Source organism: Variovorax sp. KBW07, assembly GCF_003852515.1.
Lineage (GTDB): Bacteria > Pseudomonadota > Gammaproteobacteria > Burkholderiales > Burkholderiaceae_C > Variovorax.
Map to the genome: position 1 here is coordinate 68,917 of NZ_QAJK01000058.1, position 17,898 is coordinate 86,814.

Here is a 17,898-nt window from a genome sequence, read left to right on the forward strand (position 1 = left end):
CGGAGGGAAGTACCCGGTGTCGTTCGCACGCGCCCCGAAGGACCCCGTCCCGAACAACAGCACAACACGCAAGGAAGCCACTGAGATGGCACTCCCCACACTCTCGCTCTCCCTTCAGTTCGGCCGCTTCAAAGGCGTCGAACGGCACCGCGCCGCACTGCCGCGCCACAGCGTGACGCGCTGGATTCGGCATGCGCTCGACATCGACGGCGAGATCACCGTGCGCATCGTCGATGCCGACGAAGGCCAACGGCTGAACCGTGAATTTCGTGGCAAGGACTACGCGACCAACGTGCTCACCTTCGACTATGCGCAAAGCCCGCTCGTCATGGCCGACCTCGTGCTGTGCGCGCCCGTGGTCGCGCGCGAGGCCAAGGAAAACCGCAAGACGCTGGCCGACCACTACGCACACCTGCTGGTCCACGGCACGCTGCATGCACAGGGCTGGGATCACGAGACGAGCGAAGCCGACGCCGATGAAATGGAAGCGTACGAAATCGAAATTCTTGCGGAGATGGGGATTCGCAGCCCCTACGGCAAGTAACGACGCGGCATGTCGATGACGACCACCGCGACGAACACGAACACCAGCACGGGCACCGACCCCTGGCTGGTGCGGTGGCTGCCGCTGCTCGCGGAGCGCGCGGGCTCGGACCCGGTGCTCGAGTTGGGCTGCGCGGAAGGCCGCGACACGGCCACGCTGGTCGATGCGGGCCTGGGTGTCGTGGCGATCGAGTTGTCTTCGAAAGCCGTGGAACGCGCCCGCACATTGGTGCCGAACAGTGCGCAGTTTCATTGCCAGGACTTTCGCGATCCGTTTCCATTGACGCCGGCCCATGCCACCGTGGGCGTGGTGCTGGCAAGCCTGTCGCTGCACTACTTCGAATGGGACGCGACGCTGGAACTGGTGCGACGCATTCACGGCGTGCTGCGTCCGGGCGGGGTGCTTCTGTGCCGGCTGAACTCGGTCAACGACCTGCACTACGGGGGACGCGGCCCTTCGTCATCAGCGTCGTCGGCTACCGGCAGGGACGAAGACTGCTTCTACCTGTTCGACGGTTTTCCCAAGCGCTTCTTCGACCGCGCGGCAGTCGAGCGGCTCTTTGCCGACGGCTGGCACATCCGCCATCTCGAAGAGGTGACCATCGACCGCTACGCGCACCCGAAGGTCGCGTGGGAAGCGGTGCTGGAGCCGCTGCCACAGCGGCCCTGATGAATCTCTGAGTCAATTCATCTGCAGCGGGATCGTGACCGGTCCGTCGTTGAGCAGGTGCACCTTCATGTCGGCGCCGAACTCGCCTGTCGCGACCACCGGGTGCGCGGTGCGCGCCTGCGCCACGAAGTATTCGTAGAGCCTTCGTCCCTCGTCGGGCGGCGCGGCCTGGGTGAAGCTGGGGCGGTTGCCGCCGCTGGCGTCGGCCGCCAGCGTGAACTGGCTCACGACCAGCAGGCCGCCGCCGATGTCCTGCACGCTGCGATTCATCTTGCCGGCGTCGTCGGAAAAGATGCGCAGCTTGAGGATCTTGGCCAGCATGCGGTCGGCCAGCGCATCGACGTCGTTGCGCTCGGCGCAGAGCAGCACGAGCAGGCCGCCGTCGATGGCGCCGACGGTGTGGCCGTCGATGTCGACGCGGGCGTGGGCCACGCGCTGGAGCACGGCTTTCATGGGTGATGTTCCTCGAGTTGGGTGGCGCGCGCTTCCATGGTGAGCGGCAGCAGTTGAATGGTCACGCGCAGGCCGGGCACGGCGTCCATGAGGGCCTGTTCGAGTTCGTCGCGCATCTTTGCGGCGCGCTGCAAGGTCCAGTCGCCGGGCACGTGCATGTGCAGGTCGGCAAAGCGGCGCTGGCCGGCGCCGCGGGTCACCATGTCGTCGAAGCGCAGCCGGCCGCCCTCGGGCTGGCGCGCGGCGAATGCATCGAGCGTGGCGCGCACGGTGGCGAGCGTCTCGGGGTCGAGCGCCTCATCCATCAGGCCTTGCGACGAACGCCACACCAGCTTGACGCCCTCGCGCACGATGTTCAGCGCCACGCCGATGGCAAGCAGCGGGTCGAGCCAGAGCCAGCCGCTGAAATGCACGCCGACGATGCCGACCACCACGGCCGCGGAGGTCCAGACGTCGGTCATCAGGTGGCGGCCGTCGGCCTCCAGCGCGATGGAGCGGTGCGTGCGCGCCGCGCGGAACAGGACGAAGGCCAGCGCCGCATTGAAGCCCGAGCTGACCACCGAGAGCGCAAGGCCCCAGCCCAATTGCTCCAGCGGCTGCGGCGACAACAGCCGCTGGACCGACACCCACAGGATCGCGATTGCGGCACCGACGATCAGGATGCCCTCGAAGCCGGATGAAAAGTACTCGGCCTTGTGGTGGCCGTAGGGATGGTCGTCGTCGGCCGGGCGCTCGGCGATGGTCACCATGGCCAGCGCGAACATGGCGCTGGCCAGGTTGACGAAGGACTCCATGGCGTCCGAGATCAGGCCCATGGAATTCGTCATGTAGCCGGCCAGCCCCTTGAGCACGATGGTGATCAAGGCCACGACGACAGACACGCGAAGCAGGGTTTTGGGGGTCAGCGTCATGCAAATTTGCTTGGGTTTTGGGCAAAAGGCCACGCGAAAAGCGGTAAAAGGCCGCAAGAACCGACTGAATTATCGGCCTCGTGTCCATATGTAACGCCTTCGCCTTACCATTTACGACAATCGCGAACATTCCAGTCGCAGAGAGCCAGACGATGAAAAATTTCTTGATCGCCCTGGGCGGTCTCGCCATTGTGGTCTCGGCCACATTGGCACAAGCCCAGACACCGCCAGTGCCCCCCGCAGCCCCTGCTGCGCCTGCAGCACCCGCGCCCGCCATCGCGAACACCGCCGCGCCCGCAGCGGCTGCAACGCCCGTGGCCGCTGCCCCCGCCGAACTCCGCGCGGGCTTCGTGAAGTCGGTGCGCGGCAACGTGCAACTGCTCGGCGCCGCCGGCACCACGCGCCAGGCCAGCCCCGGTGACGCACTGGGCGCCGTCGACCGCATCGTGACCGGCCCCGATTCCTCCGCCGCCGTCGTGCTGCGCGACGACACGACCATGGTGGTCGGGCCTTCCTCGCGCCTGGACCTGAAGGAATTCCACTTCGACGGCACCACGCACGAGGGCGGGCTGCTGGTTTCGCTGCTGCGCGGCTCGATGCGGATGATCACCGGCCTGATCGGCAAGACGAACCCCGACGCAGTGCGGGTCGAGACGCAAACCGCCACCATCGGCATTCGCGGCACCGACTTCATCGTGCAGGCAGACGGCCAGCCATGAAGATGACGGTGAACACATCGCGCGGCGCCTCCCTTCTTGCGGCCGCGCTGACGGCCTGGCTGCTCGCCGCCTGCTCGACGCCGGGCACGCGGGTGGTGCTGCTGCCGCAAGCCGACGGCAAGCCGTCCGCCGTGGTGGTGCGCGCCAAGGACGGTGAAGAAATCCTCTCGCAGCCCTACCAGCGCGCCACGGCGTCGGTGGGCGCCAAGGGTGCGCCGGTGGTCGACAAGGCCGACGAGGCCAAGGTGCAGGCCGAGAACAAGCCGCTGTTCGAGATGCGTCCGCCTCCGCCGCAGCGCTACACGGTGTACTTCGAGCTGGGTGGCACGGTGCTGACGCCGGCCTCGCTGCAGATCATGACCGAAGCCCTGGCCGCGGCGCAGGCGCGCAGCGGTGGCGACATCGTGGTGACGGGCCACACCGACACCAAGGGCGCCGGCGACCAGAACGACCAGTTGTCGCGCCGCCGGGCGCAGGAAGTGGTTCAGCTTTTCGTGGAACGACAGTTCCCGGCGAACCGCATCGAGGCCGTGGGCCGCGGCGAGCGCGACCTTGCCGTGCCGACCGCCGATGAAGTGGACGAGCCGCGCAACCGGCGCGTCACCATCGAAGTCCGCTGACCGGTCATCTGACGGGAAAAACAAGAAAGGCCCCGAGGGGCCTGTTCTTTTTGGGTCAGCTCAGCGTCACGCGCGCAAACTTGCGCTTGCCGACCTGCACCACGTAGCTACCCGCGGGCAGCTTGAGCGCCTTGTCGCTGACCACCGCCGAGTCGACTCGCACGCCGCCGCCGTCGATCAGGCGGTTGCCCTCCCCCGCCGAAGCCGCCAGGTTCGCCTGCTTGAGCAACTGCCCGATGCCCAGCGGCGCGCCACTCAGCAAAACCTCGGGAATCTCGTCCGGCACGCCGCCCTTGCTGCGGTTGATGAAATCCTGCTCGGCCGTCTCGGCCGCCGCCGCGCTGTGGAAGCGGGTGGTGATTTCCTTGGCCAGCGCAACCTTCGCGTCCTTCGGGTTGCGGCCGGCCGCAATCTCGGCCTTCAGTGCCTCGATCTGTTCCAGCGACTGGAAGCTCAGCAGCGTGTACCAGCGCCACATCAGGTCGTCGGAAATCGACAGCACCTTGGCGAACATCGTGTTGGCGTCTTCGCTGATGCCGATGTAGTTGTTCTTGCTCTTGGACATCTTTTCGACGCCATCGAGCCCTTCCAGCAGAGGCATAGTGAGTATGCACTGCGGTTCCTGTCCGTACTCCTGTTGAAGATGACGGCCGACGAGCAGATTGAATTTCTGGTCGGTGCCGCCCAGTTCGAGGTCGCTCTTGAGCGCCACCGAGTCGTAGCCCTGCATCAGCGGGTACAGGAATTCGTGCACCGAGATCGACTGGCCGGCCTTGAAACGCTTGTTGAAGTCGTCGCGCTCCATCATCCGGGCGACCGTGTACTTGGCCGCGAGCTGGATCATGCCGCGGGCGCCCAGCGGGTCGCTCCACTCGGAGTTGTAGCGAATCTCGGTCTTCGAGGGGTCCAGCACCAGGCTGGCCTGCTTGTAGTAAGTCTGGGCGTTGGCCTCGATCTGCTCGCGGGTGAGCGGCGGCCGGGTGTTGTTGCGGCCCGAGGGGTCGCCGATGGTGGTGGTGAAGTCCCCGATCAGGAAAATGACCGTGTGCCCCAGGTCCTGGAGCTGGCGCATCTTGTTCAGCACCACGGTGTGGCCGATATGAATATCCGGCGCCGTCGGGTCCAGGCCCAGCTTGATGCGCAGCGGCGTGCCGGTGGCTTCGGAGCGCTGGAGTTTTTTCACCCACTCGTCCTGCGGCAGCAGCTCGTCAGCCCCGCGGAGGGATATTTCGAGCGCGCGTCCTACACTATTTGAGAGGCTCATGGATGTAACAGATTCGGCGTTCATGGGCTTTTTTGGCTGACTTTTGGAGTGCCGAAGCTATACTGAGCCCGACTTTTCAAGCGCCGAATTCTAAGCGGCGCTTTTTTCCGCACCGTCCTGCCGCCCTGAACGTACTGGGCTTTGCAGCACGGATTTGCAGAACCTGAGCTGGAATTCAAAGTTTGATCAACGGCATTCTTGCCGCCGAGGAGCTACTCGCTTCTCGCGTGGCCTATACGTTCCGGACCTACCCCAAGCAGATCACCGCGGTCATCGCGGCGGCTCTGTTGAGCGCGGGCACCCTCGCGGTGGCCTCGCTGGGTCCTGACGCTTCCGACCTCCCCGTCCACCAGATCCTGGAAGCGACGGCCCCGGTGTCTTTCGCGGACCAGTCCGAGTCGCTCGAAAACTTCAGCTTCACGCTGTTTCGCACCGACGTCACCCGTTCGAGCGACACGGCCGAAGCCCTGATGAAGCGGTTGGGCATTTCCGACCCCGCCGCCACCGCCTTCGTGCGCGGCAGCCCCGAAGCCCGCAATGCGCTGTTCGCGCGTGCCGGCCGCACGGTAACGGCCGAAGCCACGCAGGAAAACCAGCTCAAGAAGCTCAGCGCCCGCTGGATTCCCGATGGCGACGGCGGCTTCAAGCGCTTCGTGATCGAGCGCACCCCCACCGGATTTGCCGGCGTCACCGAGCGCGACCTGCTGACCCCGGGCACGCGCCTGGCCAGCGGCACCATCCGCAGCTCGCTGTTCGCCGCCACCGACGACTCGCGCATCCCCGATGCCGTGGCAAGCCAGCTGGCCGACATCTTCGCGGGCGACGTCGACGTGCGCGCCCTGCGCAAGGGCGACCGCTTTGCCGTGGTGTACGAAACCTTCGAAGCCGACGGACAGGCGCTGCGCAGCGGCCGCGTGCTGTCGGCCGAGTTCGAGAACAACGGCAAGGTCCACCAGGCCGTGTGGTTCCAGCCTCCGGGCGCCAACCAGAAGGGCAGCTACTACCGCCCGAACGGCGACAGCCTGCGCAAGGCCTACCTGGCCACGCCGGTCGAGTTCTCGCGCGTGTCCAGCGGCTTCGCGATGCGCATGCATCCGATCTTGAACAGCTGGCGCCAGCACAACGGCATCGACTACGCGGCGCCCACGGGCACCTCGGTGCGCACCGTCGGCGACGGCACGGTCGATTTCGCGGGCACGCAGAACGGCTACGGCAACATCGTCATCATCAATCACCGCAACAACCAGCAGACGGCGTACGCGCACTTGAGCCGCGTCGACGTCAAGGCCGGCCAGAGCGTGAGCCAGGGCCAGGCCATCGGCGCGGTGGGCTCCACCGGCTGGGCCACCGGCCCGCACCTGCACTTCGAATTCCGCGTTGGCGGCGTCTACCAGGACCCGGCCTCCATCGCGCAAGAAGGCGGCGCCCCGATCACCGCGGCCCTGCGCCCGGCCTTCGAGCGGATCGCCGTCGGCGCCCGCACCGAACTGGCGGCCGCGTTCTCGGTCATCCAGGCCAGCGCGGACTGAACGGCAGCCGTGCCACGCGGCTTTCCGGCCTCCTGAAACCGCCATGCCAGCCGAGCTTTTCATCGGCCTGATGTCGGGCACATCGCTCGATGGCGTCGACGGTGTGCTTGCCGACTTTTCCGACGGCCGCATCGCGGTGCAGGCCTACGTCACGGCGCAGTTTCCCGTGTCTCTTCGGGCCGAACTGCTGGCACTGAACACACCGGGCGACAACGAACTGCATCGCGCGGCACTGGCCGGCAACGGGCTGGCCCGGGCCTATGCCGGCGTGGTGCAACAGCTTCTGGCCGACAGCGGCACCGGCGCCGGATCGATCACCGCCATCGGCGCGCACGGCCAGACGGTGCGCCACCGCCCCATCGAGTTCGACGAAGTCGGCTACACCCTGCAGGTCAACAACCCGTCGCTGCTGGCCGAACTGACGGGCATCGACGTGGTCGGCGACTTTCGCAGCCGCGACCTTGCCGCCGGCGGCCAGGGTGCCCCGCTGGTGCCGGCCTTTCACCGCGCCCTGTTCGCGCGCGCCGACGAGACGGTGGCCGTGCTGAACATCGGCGGCATATCGAACCTGAGCCTGCTGCCGGCCACCAATGCGCCCGACGGCGCCATCGTGCGCGGCTTCGACTGCGGCCCCGGCAATGCACTGATGGACCACTGGTGCCAGACCTACCTTGGCCAGCCTTTCGACCGCGGCGGCCAATGGGCCGCCAGCGGACAGGTGCTGCCCGACCTGCTGGCGCAGTTGCTGGCCGACCCGTATTTCAGCAAGGCGCCGCCCAAGAGCACCGGACGCGACCTGTTCAACCCAACCTGGCTGGCCGCGCAACTGGGCACCACGGCCATGGCGCCGGCCGATGTGCAGGCGACGCTGACCGAATTGACCGCGCACGTATGTGCCACGGACGTTCAACGCTACGGAAAAGACTGCAAATTGCTGATCGTCTGTGGCGGCGGTGCGTTGAACGACCATCTGCTCGGGCGGCTGCGCGCGCTGCTGCCCGGCGTGCAAGTGGCGGCATCGAACGCGCATGGCCTGCCGCCCCAGCAGGTCGAGGCGGCGGCCTTTGCCTGGCTGGCCCGCAGCACGGTGCGGCGCGAGCCCGGCAACCTGGCGAGCGTGACCGGCGCGCGCGGCGCCCGGGTGCTGGGCGCGATCTACCCGGCCTGAACGCCCCCCGCCGCCCGCCCGCGAGGGCGGCGCCAGCTCAGCCCTGGCCGGAAACTTCCGGCTGCGCCGGGTGCGCGGCGCGTACCTCACCGGGCAAATGCCAGAAGATCATTGCGGAAGCGATCGTGATCAGCCCCATGCTGGCAAAAGTAGCCTGAAAAGCGTCCAGCGTGTGCGCCGCCGTCTCGGTGCCAAAAATGCCGTTGTAGCCCGACAGCACGGCGCCGGCCGCAGCCACGCCGAGGCTCATGGCCAGCATCTGCACCATCGACAGCAGGCTGTTGCCGCTGCTCGCCATGCTGCCGTCCAGGTCCTTCAGCGTGATGGTGTTCATGGCGGTGAACTGCAGCGAATTGACCGCCCCGAAAGCCAGCAGTTGCAGCACGTGCAGCGCCATGGGCTGGCCCGGCGCGGTGAGGCCGAAGCTGGCCATCGTGAGCCCGACCAACACGGTATTCACCACCAGCACCTTGCGGTAGCCGTGGCGCGTGATCAGCGGCGTGGCAAAGCGCTTCATGGCCATGCCGGCCATCGCGATGGGCAGCATCATCAGCCCGGCGCGCACCGGGGAGTAGCCCATCGACACCTGCAGCAGCAGCGGCACCAGAAAAGGCATGCAGCTGCTGCCCAGCCGCGAGAACAGGTTGCCGATGAGCCCGATGCTCAGCGTCGGCACGCTGAAGAGCGAGGGCGCGAACAGGGGCTCGGGCGTGCGCGAGGCCCGCAGCCAGTAGGCGACGACGCTCGCAAAGCCGAAGATCAGCACGACCATCACGCCACCCTGGCGCAGCCCGAGTTCGGAAACGCCATCGAGCGCCAGCGAAATCGCCACCATGCCGAAGGCCAGCATCGCGTAGCCCACGCTGTCGAAACGCTTCTGCACCACGCCGCGCAGGTCAGGCATGTACTTGAGCGTGGCGATGCAGCCCGCCAATCCCACTGGCACGTTGATCAGGAAAATCCAGTGCCAGGACGCGTACTGGACCAGCCACCCGCCCAGCGTGGGGCCCAGCAAGGGCCCTATGAGCCCCGGGATGGCCACGAAACTCATCGCCTGGAGGAACTCCCCGCGCGGCACCGTGCGCAGCAGCGAGAGCCGCCCCACGGGCAGCAGCAGCGCCCCGCCGAGCCCCTGCACCACGCGCGCCCCCACCAGCTGGCCCAGGCTGTGCGACAGCGCGCACAGCACCGAGCCGAGCGCGAACAGCACGATGGCCGAAAAAAAGATGCGCCGCGTGCCGAAGCGGTCGGCAATCCAGCCCGACGCCGGGATCAGCATCGCCATGGTGAGCGCGTAGGCCACCACCACCGACTGCATGCGCAGCGGGCTTTCGCCCAGGCTCGCGGCCATGGCCGGCAGCGCCGTGTTGATGATGGTCGCGTCGAGCGTCTGCATGAAGAAGCCGACGGCCACGAGCCACAGCAGGCTCTTGCGGGCGGGATCGACAGGCTCGGCAGGAGGAACAGCGGCCTCGGACGTCATAGGGAAGCGGAAAGAGTGATGAAGAAACGGCGGGCAGCAAAAAGCCGCCCGGAGGCGGCTTCGTGGGGAGGCTGGACCAGTGGCATCCAGCAGTCGGGCATCAGGCCGAGAAGCTCGATCCGCAGCCGCAGGTGCTGGTGGCGTTCGGGTTCTTGATCACGAACTGGGCGCCTTGCAGGTCTTCCTTGTAGTCGATCTCGGCGCCGACCAGGTACTGGTAGCTCATGGCATCGATCAGCAGCGACACGCCATTCTTGGTCATGGTGGTGTCGTCTTCGTTGGTGATCTCGTCGAAGGTGAAGCCGTACTGGAAGCCGGAGCAGCCGCCACCCTGCACGAACACGCGCAGCTTCAGGTCGGGGTTGCCTTCTTCGGCGATCAGGTCGGCGACCTTGGCTGCCGCGCTGTCGGTGAAGACGATCGGCTCGGGCATCTGGGTCTGGATGTTTTCGGCTACGGCGCTCATGGGGTGGTTACTCCTTGGGGGCCGGACAAGCGGCCAATGGAACGAATGCTACTGCAATGCCGCAATTTCGGCTGGCTGGCTGCGGCGTGCACCCAACGCAAGTGGGGTCGGGTGCCGCCCGGAACAGGTGGCGCCCAATGAAAAAGCCGCCCGGAGGCGGCTTTTTTGTTCGCAGTGAACAGATCAGCGCTTGCTGAACTGCTTGCGGCGACGGGCGGAGTGCAGACCGACCTTCTTACGTTCGACTTCACGCGCATCGCGCGTCACGAAGCCGGCTTGGCTCAGGACTGGCTTGAGCGTTGCGTCGTAGTCGATCAGGGCACGGGTGATGCCGTGGCGCGTTGCGCCGGCTTGACCCGATTCGCCGCCACCATTCACGTTGACCATCACGTCGAAAGCTTCGAGGTTGTTGGTCAGCGCCAGGGGCTGCTTGGCGATCATGATCGAGGTTTCGCGGCCGAAGAACTCTTGGATGTCCTTGCCGTTGACCGTGATCTTGCCGGTGCCTTTTTTCAGAAACACACGGGCGACGCTCGATTTGCGACGGCCGGTGCCATTGTTCCATTCACCAATCATTCTCAAGGCTCCTTACAGTTCCAGCACTTTGGGCTGTTGGGCGGTATGCGGGTGCTCTGCACCACCGTACACCTTGAGTTTCTTGATCATCGCGTAACCAAGCGGGCCCTTGGGCAGCATGCCCTTGACAGCCTTTTCCAGGGCGCGGCCCGGGTGCTTGTTCTGCATGTCGCGGAAGTTCGTCGCCGTGATACCGCCGGGATAGCCCGAGTGACGGTAGTACACCTTGTCGATCGACTTGGCGCCGGTGACGCGCAGTTGCGCGGCGTTGATGATGACGATGAAGTCACCGGTATCGACGTGAGGCGTGTAAATGGCCTTGTGTTTGCCGCGCAAACGGAGAGCAACTTCGCTGGCTACTCGTCCGAGGACCTTGTCGGTCGCGTCAATCACAAACCACTCGTGCGTCACGTCAGCGGGCTTGGCGCTGAACGTTTTGGTCATGAGTTTTTCTCTTTGAAGAGGGTTTGGCGAGCCCTTTTCCACGGTCGGCGTTCCTCTGATGGGAATCTCTTAGGTGGGTTTTCATGCCTGCCCGCCCAGTGAAGAGCGAGTGAACATGCCTTCGCCGCGGGGCTACAAAAACGCTGCGAAGCCCTCGATTATACGAAGAATCGGCTTTTTGACCAATTCCTCGTCTTTCGACGGCTGTCAGCGCTGGATTCGCACCAGTTCCAGGACCTCGTTGCCGCCCGAAATGATGCCTCGCTGGTACGACGCCTCGAAGCGAACCACGCGGCGCAACTCCGGGCTGTACAAGGCCGCTCCCGTGAAGCGGGAGCTGCCGCTGGCGAGCGGCGCGCTCAGGCTGGAGGCGTAGATCCAGCCTTCGTAGCCGATGCGCAGCACCTGGAGCTCGACCCCGTCCACGCGGACCGAACGCTCGCCGCCCACAGTAGCGATCAGCTCGTAGCGCTGGTTTTCGGCGGCGGCGGTGTAGTCGGCCTGCCAACGCATGCCGGGCAGGAGGTTGGCGCGCGCCCAGCCGCCAGGAGGCGAGGACGAATCGAACAGCCCGCCGGCCGGGGACGTGACCGACACCACCTGCCCGTCGGTCTTCTCGACCTTGCCGCCGCCGTTGAAGACGATTTCGTCGCCGTTGACGCGGTCGACCCGGTAGAGCACGGTCGAACGGGTGCCGGTCAGCCTGTCGGTGCGCACGTACTCGAGCGCGTCGCCGGGCCGCAGCGGCTCGGTGAGCGCCGCACCGCCCGCGCGCCGGCGGACGCTGTCCGCGGGCTCGCTGGCCCGCGCCTCCAGCACCGCCTTGGCGCGCGTGGGCAGCTCCGACAGGAACTCGACCGGCATCGCGAAATTGAGGCTGCCGCCGTCGCGCGCGGCAAAGCTGGTGATGCCGAGCAGGCGCCCTTCGCTGTCGAACAGCCCGCCACCGCTCGAACCCGCCGAGATGGCCGCGGTGGTCTGCAACAGCCGTGCTTCGGACTCGCCGCCAGCACCACCGCTGCCGCCGCCGCGCAGGCCCGACAGGATGCCTTCGCTGAGCGTATTCTCCAGCCCGCGCGGATTGCCGATGGCATACACCCGCTGCCCTACGCGCGCGCTGCCCGCCGGCGCCAGCGCGACCGGCGGCGCGGTGAAGTTGGCCACCTTGATCTGACACAGGTCGCGCGCCGGGTCCGGAAACTCCAGCGTCGCGCCGTAGGTGACGTTGTCCTGCTTGATGACGAAGCTGCTCGCCTTGGCCAGCACGTGGCAGTTGGTGACGAGGCGCCCAGGTGCGATCACCACGGCGCTGCCCGCGCGCAGGGGGCGTTCCTGGGCGTCGAAAGTGCGAACCGACCAGACGCTGCCCGATACCTTGCTGAACAGGGCCTCCGGCTCCAGCGCGGCGGCCGGCCCCGCCGCCAGGGCCAGCCCCAGGAATGCCAGGGGAGCCAGGCACATGGAGACCCCGCGCAGCGGCGGCAAAGACTTCACCGGGCCGCTCATGGCTTGGCCGGCAGCAAGCCGCTCAGGTCGTCCATCGATACGCGCGTCTGGGGCCTCGGCTCCGGCGCAGGAGAAGGCGAAGGAGGCGCCACAGCCTGGACTGGCGGCGGGGCCGGGGGAGCGGGCGCTACCACCTTGATGGGCTGCGGCGGCGCGGGCACAGCGGGCGCCGGGCGCGCCTCTTCAGCCGGCTTCACCGCCACGGCCTTCGGTGCCGCCGCCACTTCAGTCGTTCCGATCTTCACGCCGGACGTGGGCGAATCGCCCGACTGCGCGCTGCGGTCGACACTGCGCACTTCGCCGAAGATCAACTGGATCCAGCTCGGGTAGTTGTACCCCGCGGCCGTCCCCGCATCGACCGCCGCGCCGACCAGGCCCCCGATGAGGATGTTCCCCGCCATGCCCACGTTGGCGCGCGACACGGCCTGTCCGTTGGCGGGCGCGAGTCCGGGCTGGGTGCATTCGATCGACAGATTGGCGCCCGAGCGCCGCACGGGCACGCTGTCGCCGGAGCGCATCACCGCGTCGTTGCGGTCGTTGCTGATCAGGCATTTCGCGCCGTTGACCACCTTGCCCTCTGCTGTCATGGTCTCGATCTTCACGTTCTGCGTGGTGCCGTGCGTCACCGATGCGCAGCCGGTCAAAATAGACAAAACGCCCGCGCCGACGCACAGGCCCCAAAATCGCCATCCAGCTCCTCGCATCGATGCCCCTTTTTGTAATTCAATGTTGCGGCGCGTGAGTCTAGCGTTCCACCCACTCACTTTTCAGGTTCATTCCCATCATGTTCAGTTACCGCCACGCCTTCCATGCCGGCAACCATGCCGACGTGCTCAAGCACACGGTGCTGATTGCCACGCTCGACCACCTGCTTGAAAAAGAAGCAGCACTGACGGTCATCGACACCCACGCCGGCGCCGGCCTGTACCGCCTCGATGGCGACTACGCCGGCACCAGCGGCGAAGCGGCCGAGGGCATCCTGCGCCTGCTGTCGGACAAGAAAGAGCCCGCAGCGCCCGCCCCTGCCCCCGCTGCGAAGACGGCTGCCAAGAAGTCAGCGCCCGCTGCCGAAGTGCCGCTGGCCGATGCCATCGCGCGCTACCTCGGCGTGATCAGCGACTTCAACCCCAAGGGCGGCGCGCGCGTCTACCCGGGCTCGCCGTTCATCGTGCAGCACCTGCTGCGCGACCACGACAAGCTGAAGCTGTTCGAGCTGCACCCGACCGACGCGCGCACGCTCGACGCCAACATTGCCCAGCTCGAAGCTGGCCGCCAGATCGCCGTGCTGCGCGACGACGGTTTCGGCAGCGCCACCAAGTTCCTGCCGCCGCCCTCGCGCCGCGCACTGGTGCTGATGGACCCGAGCTACGAGATCAAGAGCGACTACGGCCGCGTGCTCGACTTCGCGGCCGAGGCGCTCAAGCGCTTCGCCACCGGCACCTACGCCATCTGGTATCCGATCATTCCGCGCCCCGAGGCGCACGACCTGCCACGGCGCCTGAAGACCATGGCCACCAAGGCCGGCAAGCCGTGGCTGCACGCCACGCTGACGGTCAAGTCCAGCAAGATCACGACGGACGCCTCGGGCGAAACGCACCGGCCGGGCCTGCCGGCCAGCGGCATGTTCCTGATCAACCCGCCCTACACGCTGAAGCCGCTGCTCGCGGCCGCGCTGCCGCAACTGGTGGAGCGCCTGGCGCAAGACCGGCACGCCACTTTCTCGCTCGATTCGGGCGGCTGAAGCCGGGCTTCCCGCCGCGGCTTCTTGTCGCCTCTTACCGGCGGCGACGCGGCGGCACCGCCGCCTTGCGCCGTGCGGGCGCCGGCGCCCTGGCGCGATCGGCCACCGGTGCGGGCGCCTGCGCATCGCTCGCCTCGACCGGCAAGCCGCCGCAGCGCATGCCCTCGCGGTCAACGATGCTCAGCGCCACCTGCTTGATGCCCAGGCCGGTCAGGCCGATGCGGTCGGCCGCCGCGCGGCTCAGGTCGATCACGCGGCCCATCGCGTAGGGGCCGCGGTCGTTGATACGCACCAGCACCTCACTGCCGTTCACCAGGCTGCGCACGCACACGCGCGTGTTGAAAGGCAGGGTCTTGTGGGCCGCCGTCATGGCGGTCATGTCGAAGCGCTCGCCGCTGGCGGTCTTGCGCTGGTGGAACTGGATGCCGTACCACGAGGCACCGCCGCGCTCGAAGATCTCGCGCGGGCCGTCGTCGCCGGGCACGCCGTCATCGGGCGTCAGCTCGCCGGTGCCCGACACGGCCAGGTCGTAGCGCACCGAAGGCACGTTGGAGCGCGCCGGCACGCCCGGCGGCACGGCAAGCCCGCGTGCCAGGGGCTTCAACTGGGCATCGGCCGTGGCCTCGGTGGCCGGCGGCATGGCGCAGCCCGCAAGAGCGCAGGTCGCGGCGACGAGGGCCACACGAAGCCCCGCGCGCAGCGAACCCGCCGCTCCGGCCGCGCCCCCCCTCAATCGAGGCGCTCCAGCAAAGCCAGCGTCGCCGCCGACTGGTTCATCGTGTAGAAATGCAGCGCCGGTGCGCCACCGTCGCGCAGGCGCGCGCAGAGGTCGGTGACCACGTCGAGGCCGAAGGCCTTGATCGATGCCGTGTCGTCGCCGAAGCCCTGCAGCCGCAGGCGGATCCAGCGCGGAATCTCGGCGCCGCAGGCGTCCGAGAAACGCATCAGCTGCGTCGAGCTCGTGATCGGCATGATGCCCGGCACGATGGGCGTGTCGAGCCCCAGCTTGCGCGCGTCGTCGACGAAGCGGAAGTAGGCCTCGGGGCTGAAGAAATACTGCGTAATGGCCGAATCGGCACCCGCCTTCACCTTCGCGGCAAAGGCCTGCAGGTCGGCTTCGGGCGAACGGGCCTGCGGATGGATCTCGGGGTAGCAGGCCACCTCGATGTGAAAGTCGCGGCCGGTCTCTTCACGGATGAAGGCGACCAGGTCGCTCGCGTAGAGAAACTCGCCGCCGATGCCGTAGCCGCTCGGCAGGTCGCCGCGCAGTGCCACCAGGCGCTTGACGCCCATGGCCTTCAGTTCGGCGAGCTGCTCGCGCACCGTGGCGCGCGTGGCGCCGATGCACGAGAAATGGCTCGCTGCGTCCACGCCTTCGGACAGTATTTCCTGCACCGCACCAAAGGTGCCCTGGTGCGTGGAGCCGCCCGCGCCATACGTGACCGAGCAGAACTGCGGCTTGCGCGCATACAGCTGCTGGCGCACGGCGCGCAACTTGACCGCGCCTTCGGGCGTCTTGGTCGGAAAGAATTCGAAGCTCAGCGGAAGGCGCACCTGCGTCTCCTTAAGAACCGTTCGCAGCGTCCGCGCGAACGGCATGAATGAAAAACTCGCGGTTGCCGTCGCCGCCGGCAATCGGGCTGTCGAACCACTGCAGCACGCGCAGGTCGAGCGCCTCGCAGGCGTCGCGCAACCGCTTTTCGACCACCGCATACATGGTTTCGTCGCGCACGATGCCGCCCTTGCCGACCTGGCCGGGCTGCAGTTCGAACTGCGGCTTGACCAGCAGCAACAGGCGCCCGTCGTCGGCCAGAAATTCGACCACGGCCGGCAACACCAGCGTGAGCGAAATGAACGACAGGTCGCCCACGATCAGGTCGAAGCGCGACTCGCCTTCTTCTTCCAGATCGTCCGGCGAGAGGGCTCGTGCATTGACGCCTTCGATGGCGACCACGCGCTCGTCCTCGCGCAACTTCGCATGCAGTTGCCCGTGGCCGACATCGACGCCCACGACCTTCGTCGCGCCGCGCTGCAGCAGGCAATCGGTGAAGCCGCCGGTCGATTGGCCCACGTCGAAGCACAGCTTGCCGGCGGGATCGATCCCGCTGGCCTGCAGTGCCCCTTCGAGCTTCAGGCCGCCGCGCGACACGTAGCGCGCCTCGGCCGCATCGACCAGCTCCAGCTCGGCCGACTCGGGCACGTCGTCCTTGTTCTTGACGACCGAGCGCCACGCGTCGCTCGTGCCCGCGTCACGCCAGCGCATGCCGCCGGCAATCAGCCGCACGGCCTGCGAACGCGACGCGGCAAGGCCGCGCTCCACCAACAGTTGATCAGCGCGCATGTACTTTTAGTAGCGGTACGTGTCCGGCTTGTACGGGCCGTTCTTGCTCACGCCGATGTAGGCGGCTTGTGCGTCCGTCAGTTCGGTCAGCATGGCGCCGACCTTCTTCAGGTGCAGGCGCGCGACCTTCTCGTCGAGGTGCTTCGGCAGCACGTAGACCTTGCCGGCTTGATAAGCGTCGGGCTTGGTGAACAGCTCGATCTGGGCGATGGTCTGGTTCGCGAACGACGACGACATCACGAAGCTCGGGTGGCCCGTGCCGCAGCCCAGGTTCACCAGGCGGCCCTTGGCCAGCAGGATGATCTTCTTGCCGTCCGGGAAGGTGATGTGGTCGACCTGTGGCTTGATTTCTTCCCACTCGTACTTCTCGATCGACGCGACGTCGATCTCGTTGTCGAAGTGGCCGATGTTGCAGACGATGGCCTGGTCTTTCATCTTGGCCATCGTGTCGTGCGTGATGACGTCCTTGTTGCCCGTGGTCGTCACGAAGATGTCGGCCTTGTCGGCGGCATATTCCATGGTCACGACCTTGTAGCCTTCCATCGCGGCCTGCAGGGCGTTGATGGGGTCGATTTCCGTCACCCACACTTGCGCCGACAGTGCGCGCAGTGCCTGGGCCGAGCCCTTGCCCACGTCGCCGTAGCCGGCCACGCAAGCCACCTTGCCGGCGATCATCACGTCGGTCGCGCGCTTGATGCCGTCCACCAGCGATTCACGGCAGCCGTACAGGTTGTCGAACTTGCTCTTGGTGACCGAGTCGTTCACGTTGATGGCGCGGAACAGCAGCGTGCCCTTGGCGCTCATCTCGTTCAGGCGGTGCACGCCCGTGGTGGTTTCTTCGGTCACGCCGATGATCTCGGCGGACTTGCGGGTGTACCAGGTGCTGTCGACAGCCAGCTTGGCCTTGATCGCTGCGTACAGGATGCGTTCTTCTTCGCTGGTCGGGTTGGCCAGCACGCCCAGGTCCTTCTCGGCGCGTTGGCCCAGATGCATCAGCAGCGTGGCGTCGCCGCCGTCGTCCAGGATCATGTTCGGGCCTTCGCCCTTCGAACCCTTGGGACCGAAGTCGAAGATGCTGTGGGTGTAGCCCCAGTAGTCTTCGAGCGACTCGCCCTTGATCGCGAACACCGGCGTGCCCGAAGCGGCAATGGCGGCGGCGGCGTGGTCTTGCGTCGAGAAGATGTTGCACGAGGCCCAGCGCACGGTGGCGCCCAGGGCTTGCAGCGTCTCGATCAGCACGGCCGTTTGAATGGTCATGTGCAGCGAGCCCGTGATGCGCGCGCCCTTCAGCGGCTGCGCCTTCGAGAACTCTTCGCGGATGGCCATCAGGCCGGGCATTTCGGTTTCCGCAATGCGGATTTCCTTGCGGCCCCAGGCGGCGAGGGAAAGATCGGCGATCGCCTGGTCGGCGGTCGAAACGGGGGTCGGCTTGAGAACAGCGCTCATGAGAACTCCAAAACTGGT

General features: G+C 66.8%; 20 protein-coding genes. 7 read left to right on the forward strand and 13 right to left on the reverse strand.

Annotated features, from left to right (window positions below):
- Window positions 1–85 precede the first annotated feature (85 nt).
- Both ybeY and DBV14_RS13550 read left to right on the forward strand, forming a co-directional pair.
- Window positions 86–544: an rRNA maturation RNase YbeY gene (gene ybeY, locus DBV14_RS13545; RefSeq protein WP_124459691.1), complete on the forward strand. Its 459-nt coding sequence runs from the start codon at window positions 86–88 to the stop codon at window positions 542–544.
- A 9-nt stretch (window positions 545–553) separates the two neighbouring features.
- Complete coding sequence (locus DBV14_RS13550; RefSeq protein ID WP_260397019.1) at window positions 554–1,213, forward strand: class I SAM-dependent methyltransferase; 660 nt, start codon at window positions 554–556, stop codon at window positions 1,211–1,213.
- A gap of 12 nt (window positions 1,214–1,225) precedes the next feature.
- Here DBV14_RS13550 and dtd read toward each other — a convergent pair whose 3' ends face one another.
- Together dtd and DBV14_RS13560 are read right to left on the reverse strand one after the other, a co-directional pair.
- A complete protein-coding gene (gene dtd, locus DBV14_RS13555; RefSeq protein WP_124459692.1) occupies window positions 1,226–1,666 on the reverse strand; it encodes a D-aminoacyl-tRNA deacylase in 441 nt (146 codons plus the stop codon).
- Window positions 1,663–2,577 carry a cation diffusion facilitator family transporter gene (locus tag DBV14_RS13560; RefSeq protein WP_124459693.1) on the reverse strand — a complete coding sequence of 305 codons (915 nt, stop codon included), beginning with the start codon at window positions 2,575–2,577 and terminating at the stop codon, window positions 1,663–1,665. Before DBV14_RS13560 ends, dtd begins: the two co-directional genes overlap by 4 nt.
- Window positions 2,578–2,729: 152 nt before the next feature.
- Between DBV14_RS13560 and DBV14_RS13565 the strand changes: the two genes are divergently transcribed.
- Both DBV14_RS13565 and DBV14_RS13570 read left to right on the forward strand, forming a co-directional pair.
- A complete protein-coding gene (locus tag DBV14_RS13565) occupies window positions 2,730–3,296 on the forward strand; it encodes a FecR domain-containing protein (protein ID WP_124459694.1) in 567 nt (188 codons plus the stop codon).
- On the forward strand, window positions 3,293–3,916 hold the full coding sequence (locus DBV14_RS13570; protein WP_260397020.1) for an OmpA family protein: 624 nt from the start codon (window positions 3,293–3,295) through the stop codon (window positions 3,914–3,916). Before DBV14_RS13565 ends, DBV14_RS13570 begins: the two co-directional genes overlap by 4 nt.
- A 55-nt stretch (window positions 3,917–3,971) precedes the next feature.
- Here the strand turns inward: DBV14_RS13570 and tyrS are convergent, their stop codons facing one another.
- Window positions 3,972–5,204: a tyrosine--tRNA ligase gene (tyrS, locus tag DBV14_RS13575; protein ID WP_124459695.1), complete on the reverse strand. Its 1,233-nt coding sequence runs from the start codon at window positions 5,202–5,204 to the stop codon at window positions 3,972–3,974.
- A 158-nt stretch (window positions 5,205–5,362) separates the two neighbouring features.
- Here tyrS and DBV14_RS13580 point away from each other — a divergent pair, with 158 nt between their 5' ends.
- Complete coding sequence (locus DBV14_RS13580) at window positions 5,363–6,709, forward strand: M23 family metallopeptidase (protein ID WP_124459696.1); 1,347 nt, start codon at window positions 5,363–5,365, stop codon at window positions 6,707–6,709.
- A gap of 43 nt (window positions 6,710–6,752) precedes the next feature.
- Entirely contained in the window at window positions 6,753–7,877 is a 1,125-nt protein-coding gene (locus tag DBV14_RS13585) for an anhydro-N-acetylmuramic acid kinase (RefSeq protein WP_124459697.1), read from the forward strand.
- Between the two features lie 37 nt (window positions 7,878–7,914).
- Here DBV14_RS13585 and mdtD read toward each other — a convergent pair whose 3' ends face one another.
- The 6 genes from mdtD to DBV14_RS13615 all read right to left on the reverse strand — a co-directional run bounded on the left by mdtD (window position 7,915) and on the right by DBV14_RS13615 (window position 13,005).
- On the reverse strand, window positions 7,915–9,360 hold the full coding sequence (gene mdtD, locus DBV14_RS13590; RefSeq protein WP_124459698.1) for a multidrug transporter subunit MdtD: 1,446 nt from the start codon (window positions 9,358–9,360) through the stop codon (window positions 7,915–7,917).
- A gap of 100 nt (window positions 9,361–9,460) precedes the next feature.
- Complete coding sequence (erpA, locus tag DBV14_RS13595) at window positions 9,461–9,826, reverse strand: iron-sulfur cluster insertion protein ErpA (protein WP_007827949.1); 366 nt, start codon at window positions 9,824–9,826, stop codon at window positions 9,461–9,463.
- A gap of 183 nt (window positions 9,827–10,009) precedes the next feature.
- Window positions 10,010–10,402 (reverse strand): 30S ribosomal protein S9, encoded by a 393-nt coding sequence (gene rpsI / locus DBV14_RS13600; RefSeq protein WP_007827948.1) that lies wholly within the window; start codon window positions 10,400–10,402, stop codon window positions 10,010–10,012.
- Between the two features lie 12 nt (window positions 10,403–10,414).
- Window positions 10,415–10,846: a 50S ribosomal protein L13 gene (gene rplM / locus DBV14_RS13605; RefSeq protein ID WP_007827946.1), complete on the reverse strand. Its 432-nt coding sequence runs from the start codon at window positions 10,844–10,846 to the stop codon at window positions 10,415–10,417.
- 207 nt (window positions 10,847–11,053) lie between these two features.
- Entirely contained in the window at window positions 11,054–12,340 is a 1,287-nt protein-coding gene (locus tag DBV14_RS13610; protein ID WP_185546011.1) for a S1C family serine protease, read from the reverse strand.
- A gap of 8 nt (window positions 12,341–12,348) precedes the next feature.
- On the reverse strand, window positions 12,349–13,005 hold the full coding sequence (locus DBV14_RS13615) for a hypothetical protein (protein WP_124459700.1): 657 nt from the start codon (window positions 13,003–13,005) through the stop codon (window positions 12,349–12,351).
- Between the two features lie 131 nt (window positions 13,006–13,136).
- Between DBV14_RS13615 and DBV14_RS13620 the strand changes: the two genes are divergently transcribed.
- Window positions 13,137–14,093, forward strand: coding sequence for a 23S rRNA (adenine(2030)-N(6))-methyltransferase RlmJ (locus DBV14_RS13620; RefSeq protein ID WP_124459701.1), 957 nt, complete (start codon window positions 13,137–13,139; stop codon window positions 14,091–14,093).
- Window positions 14,094–14,127: 34 nt separating this feature from the next.
- Here the strand turns inward: DBV14_RS13620 and DBV14_RS13625 are convergent, their stop codons facing one another.
- The 4 genes from DBV14_RS13625 to ahcY all read right to left on the reverse strand — a co-directional run bounded on the left by DBV14_RS13625 (window position 14,128) and on the right by ahcY (window position 17,880).
- Entirely contained in the window at window positions 14,128–14,733 is a 606-nt protein-coding gene (locus DBV14_RS13625; protein ID WP_124459702.1) for a septal ring lytic transglycosylase RlpA family protein, read from the reverse strand.
- An 89-nt stretch (window positions 14,734–14,822) separates the two neighbouring features.
- Window positions 14,823–15,647: a methylenetetrahydrofolate reductase [NAD(P)H] gene (gene metF, locus DBV14_RS13630; RefSeq protein ID WP_124459703.1), complete on the reverse strand. Its 825-nt coding sequence runs from the start codon at window positions 15,645–15,647 to the stop codon at window positions 14,823–14,825.
- Between the two features lie 10 nt (window positions 15,648–15,657).
- Window positions 15,658–16,434, reverse strand: coding sequence for a TlyA family RNA methyltransferase (locus DBV14_RS13635; RefSeq protein WP_124459704.1), 777 nt, complete (start codon window positions 16,432–16,434; stop codon window positions 15,658–15,660).
- A gap of 6 nt (window positions 16,435–16,440) precedes the next feature.
- A complete protein-coding gene (ahcY, locus tag DBV14_RS13640; RefSeq protein ID WP_124459705.1) occupies window positions 16,441–17,880 on the reverse strand; it encodes an adenosylhomocysteinase in 1,440 nt (479 codons plus the stop codon).
- Window positions 17,881–17,898 lie beyond the last annotated feature (18 nt).

Excerpts from the sequence above, each read along its gene's own strand:
- ybeY (WP_124459691.1), top strand. The coding sequence starts at position 86 with ATGGCACTCCCCACACTCTCGCTCTCCCTTCAGTTCGGCCGCTTCAAA.
- DBV14_RS13550 (WP_260397019.1), top strand. The coding sequence starts at position 554 with ATGTCGATGACGACCACCGCGACGAACACGAACACCAGCACGGGCACC.
- dtd (WP_124459692.1), bottom strand. The coding sequence starts at position 1,666 with ATGAAAGCCGTGCTCCAGCGCGTGGCCCACGCCCGCGTCGACATCGAC.
- DBV14_RS13560 (WP_124459693.1), bottom strand. The coding sequence starts at position 2,577 with ATGACGCTGACCCCCAAAACCCTGCTTCGCGTGTCTGTCGTCGTGGCC.
- DBV14_RS13565 (WP_124459694.1), top strand. The coding sequence starts at position 2,730 with ATGAAAAATTTCTTGATCGCCCTGGGCGGTCTCGCCATTGTGGTCTCG.
- DBV14_RS13570 (WP_260397020.1), top strand. The coding sequence starts at position 3,293 with ATGAAGATGACGGTGAACACATCGCGCGGCGCCTCCCTTCTTGCGGCC.
- tyrS (WP_124459695.1), bottom strand. The coding sequence starts at position 5,204 with ATGAACGCCGAATCTGTTACATCCATGAGCCTCTCAAATAGTGTAGGA.
- DBV14_RS13585 (WP_124459697.1), top strand. The coding sequence starts at position 6,753 with ATGCCAGCCGAGCTTTTCATCGGCCTGATGTCGGGCACATCGCTCGAT.
- mdtD (WP_124459698.1), bottom strand. The coding sequence starts at position 9,360 with ATGACGTCCGAGGCCGCTGTTCCTCCTGCCGAGCCTGTCGATCCCGCC.
- erpA (WP_007827949.1), bottom strand. The coding sequence starts at position 9,826 with ATGAGCGCCGTAGCCGAAAACATCCAGACCCAGATGCCCGAGCCGATC.
- rpsI (WP_007827948.1), bottom strand. The coding sequence starts at position 10,402 with ATGATTGGTGAATGGAACAATGGCACCGGCCGTCGCAAATCGAGCGTC.
- rplM (WP_007827946.1), bottom strand. The coding sequence starts at position 10,846 with ATGACCAAAACGTTCAGCGCCAAGCCCGCTGACGTGACGCACGAGTGG.
- DBV14_RS13620 (WP_124459701.1), top strand. The coding sequence starts at position 13,137 with ATGTTCAGTTACCGCCACGCCTTCCATGCCGGCAACCATGCCGACGTG.
- DBV14_RS13625 (WP_124459702.1), bottom strand. The coding sequence starts at position 14,733 with ATGCCGCCGGCCACCGAGGCCACGGCCGATGCCCAGTTGAAGCCCCTG.
- DBV14_RS13635 (WP_124459704.1), bottom strand. The coding sequence starts at position 16,434 with ATGCGCGCTGATCAACTGTTGGTGGAGCGCGGCCTTGCCGCGTCGCGT.
- ahcY (WP_124459705.1), bottom strand. The coding sequence starts at position 17,880 with ATGAGCGCTGTTCTCAAGCCGACCCCCGTTTCGACCGCCGACCAGGCG.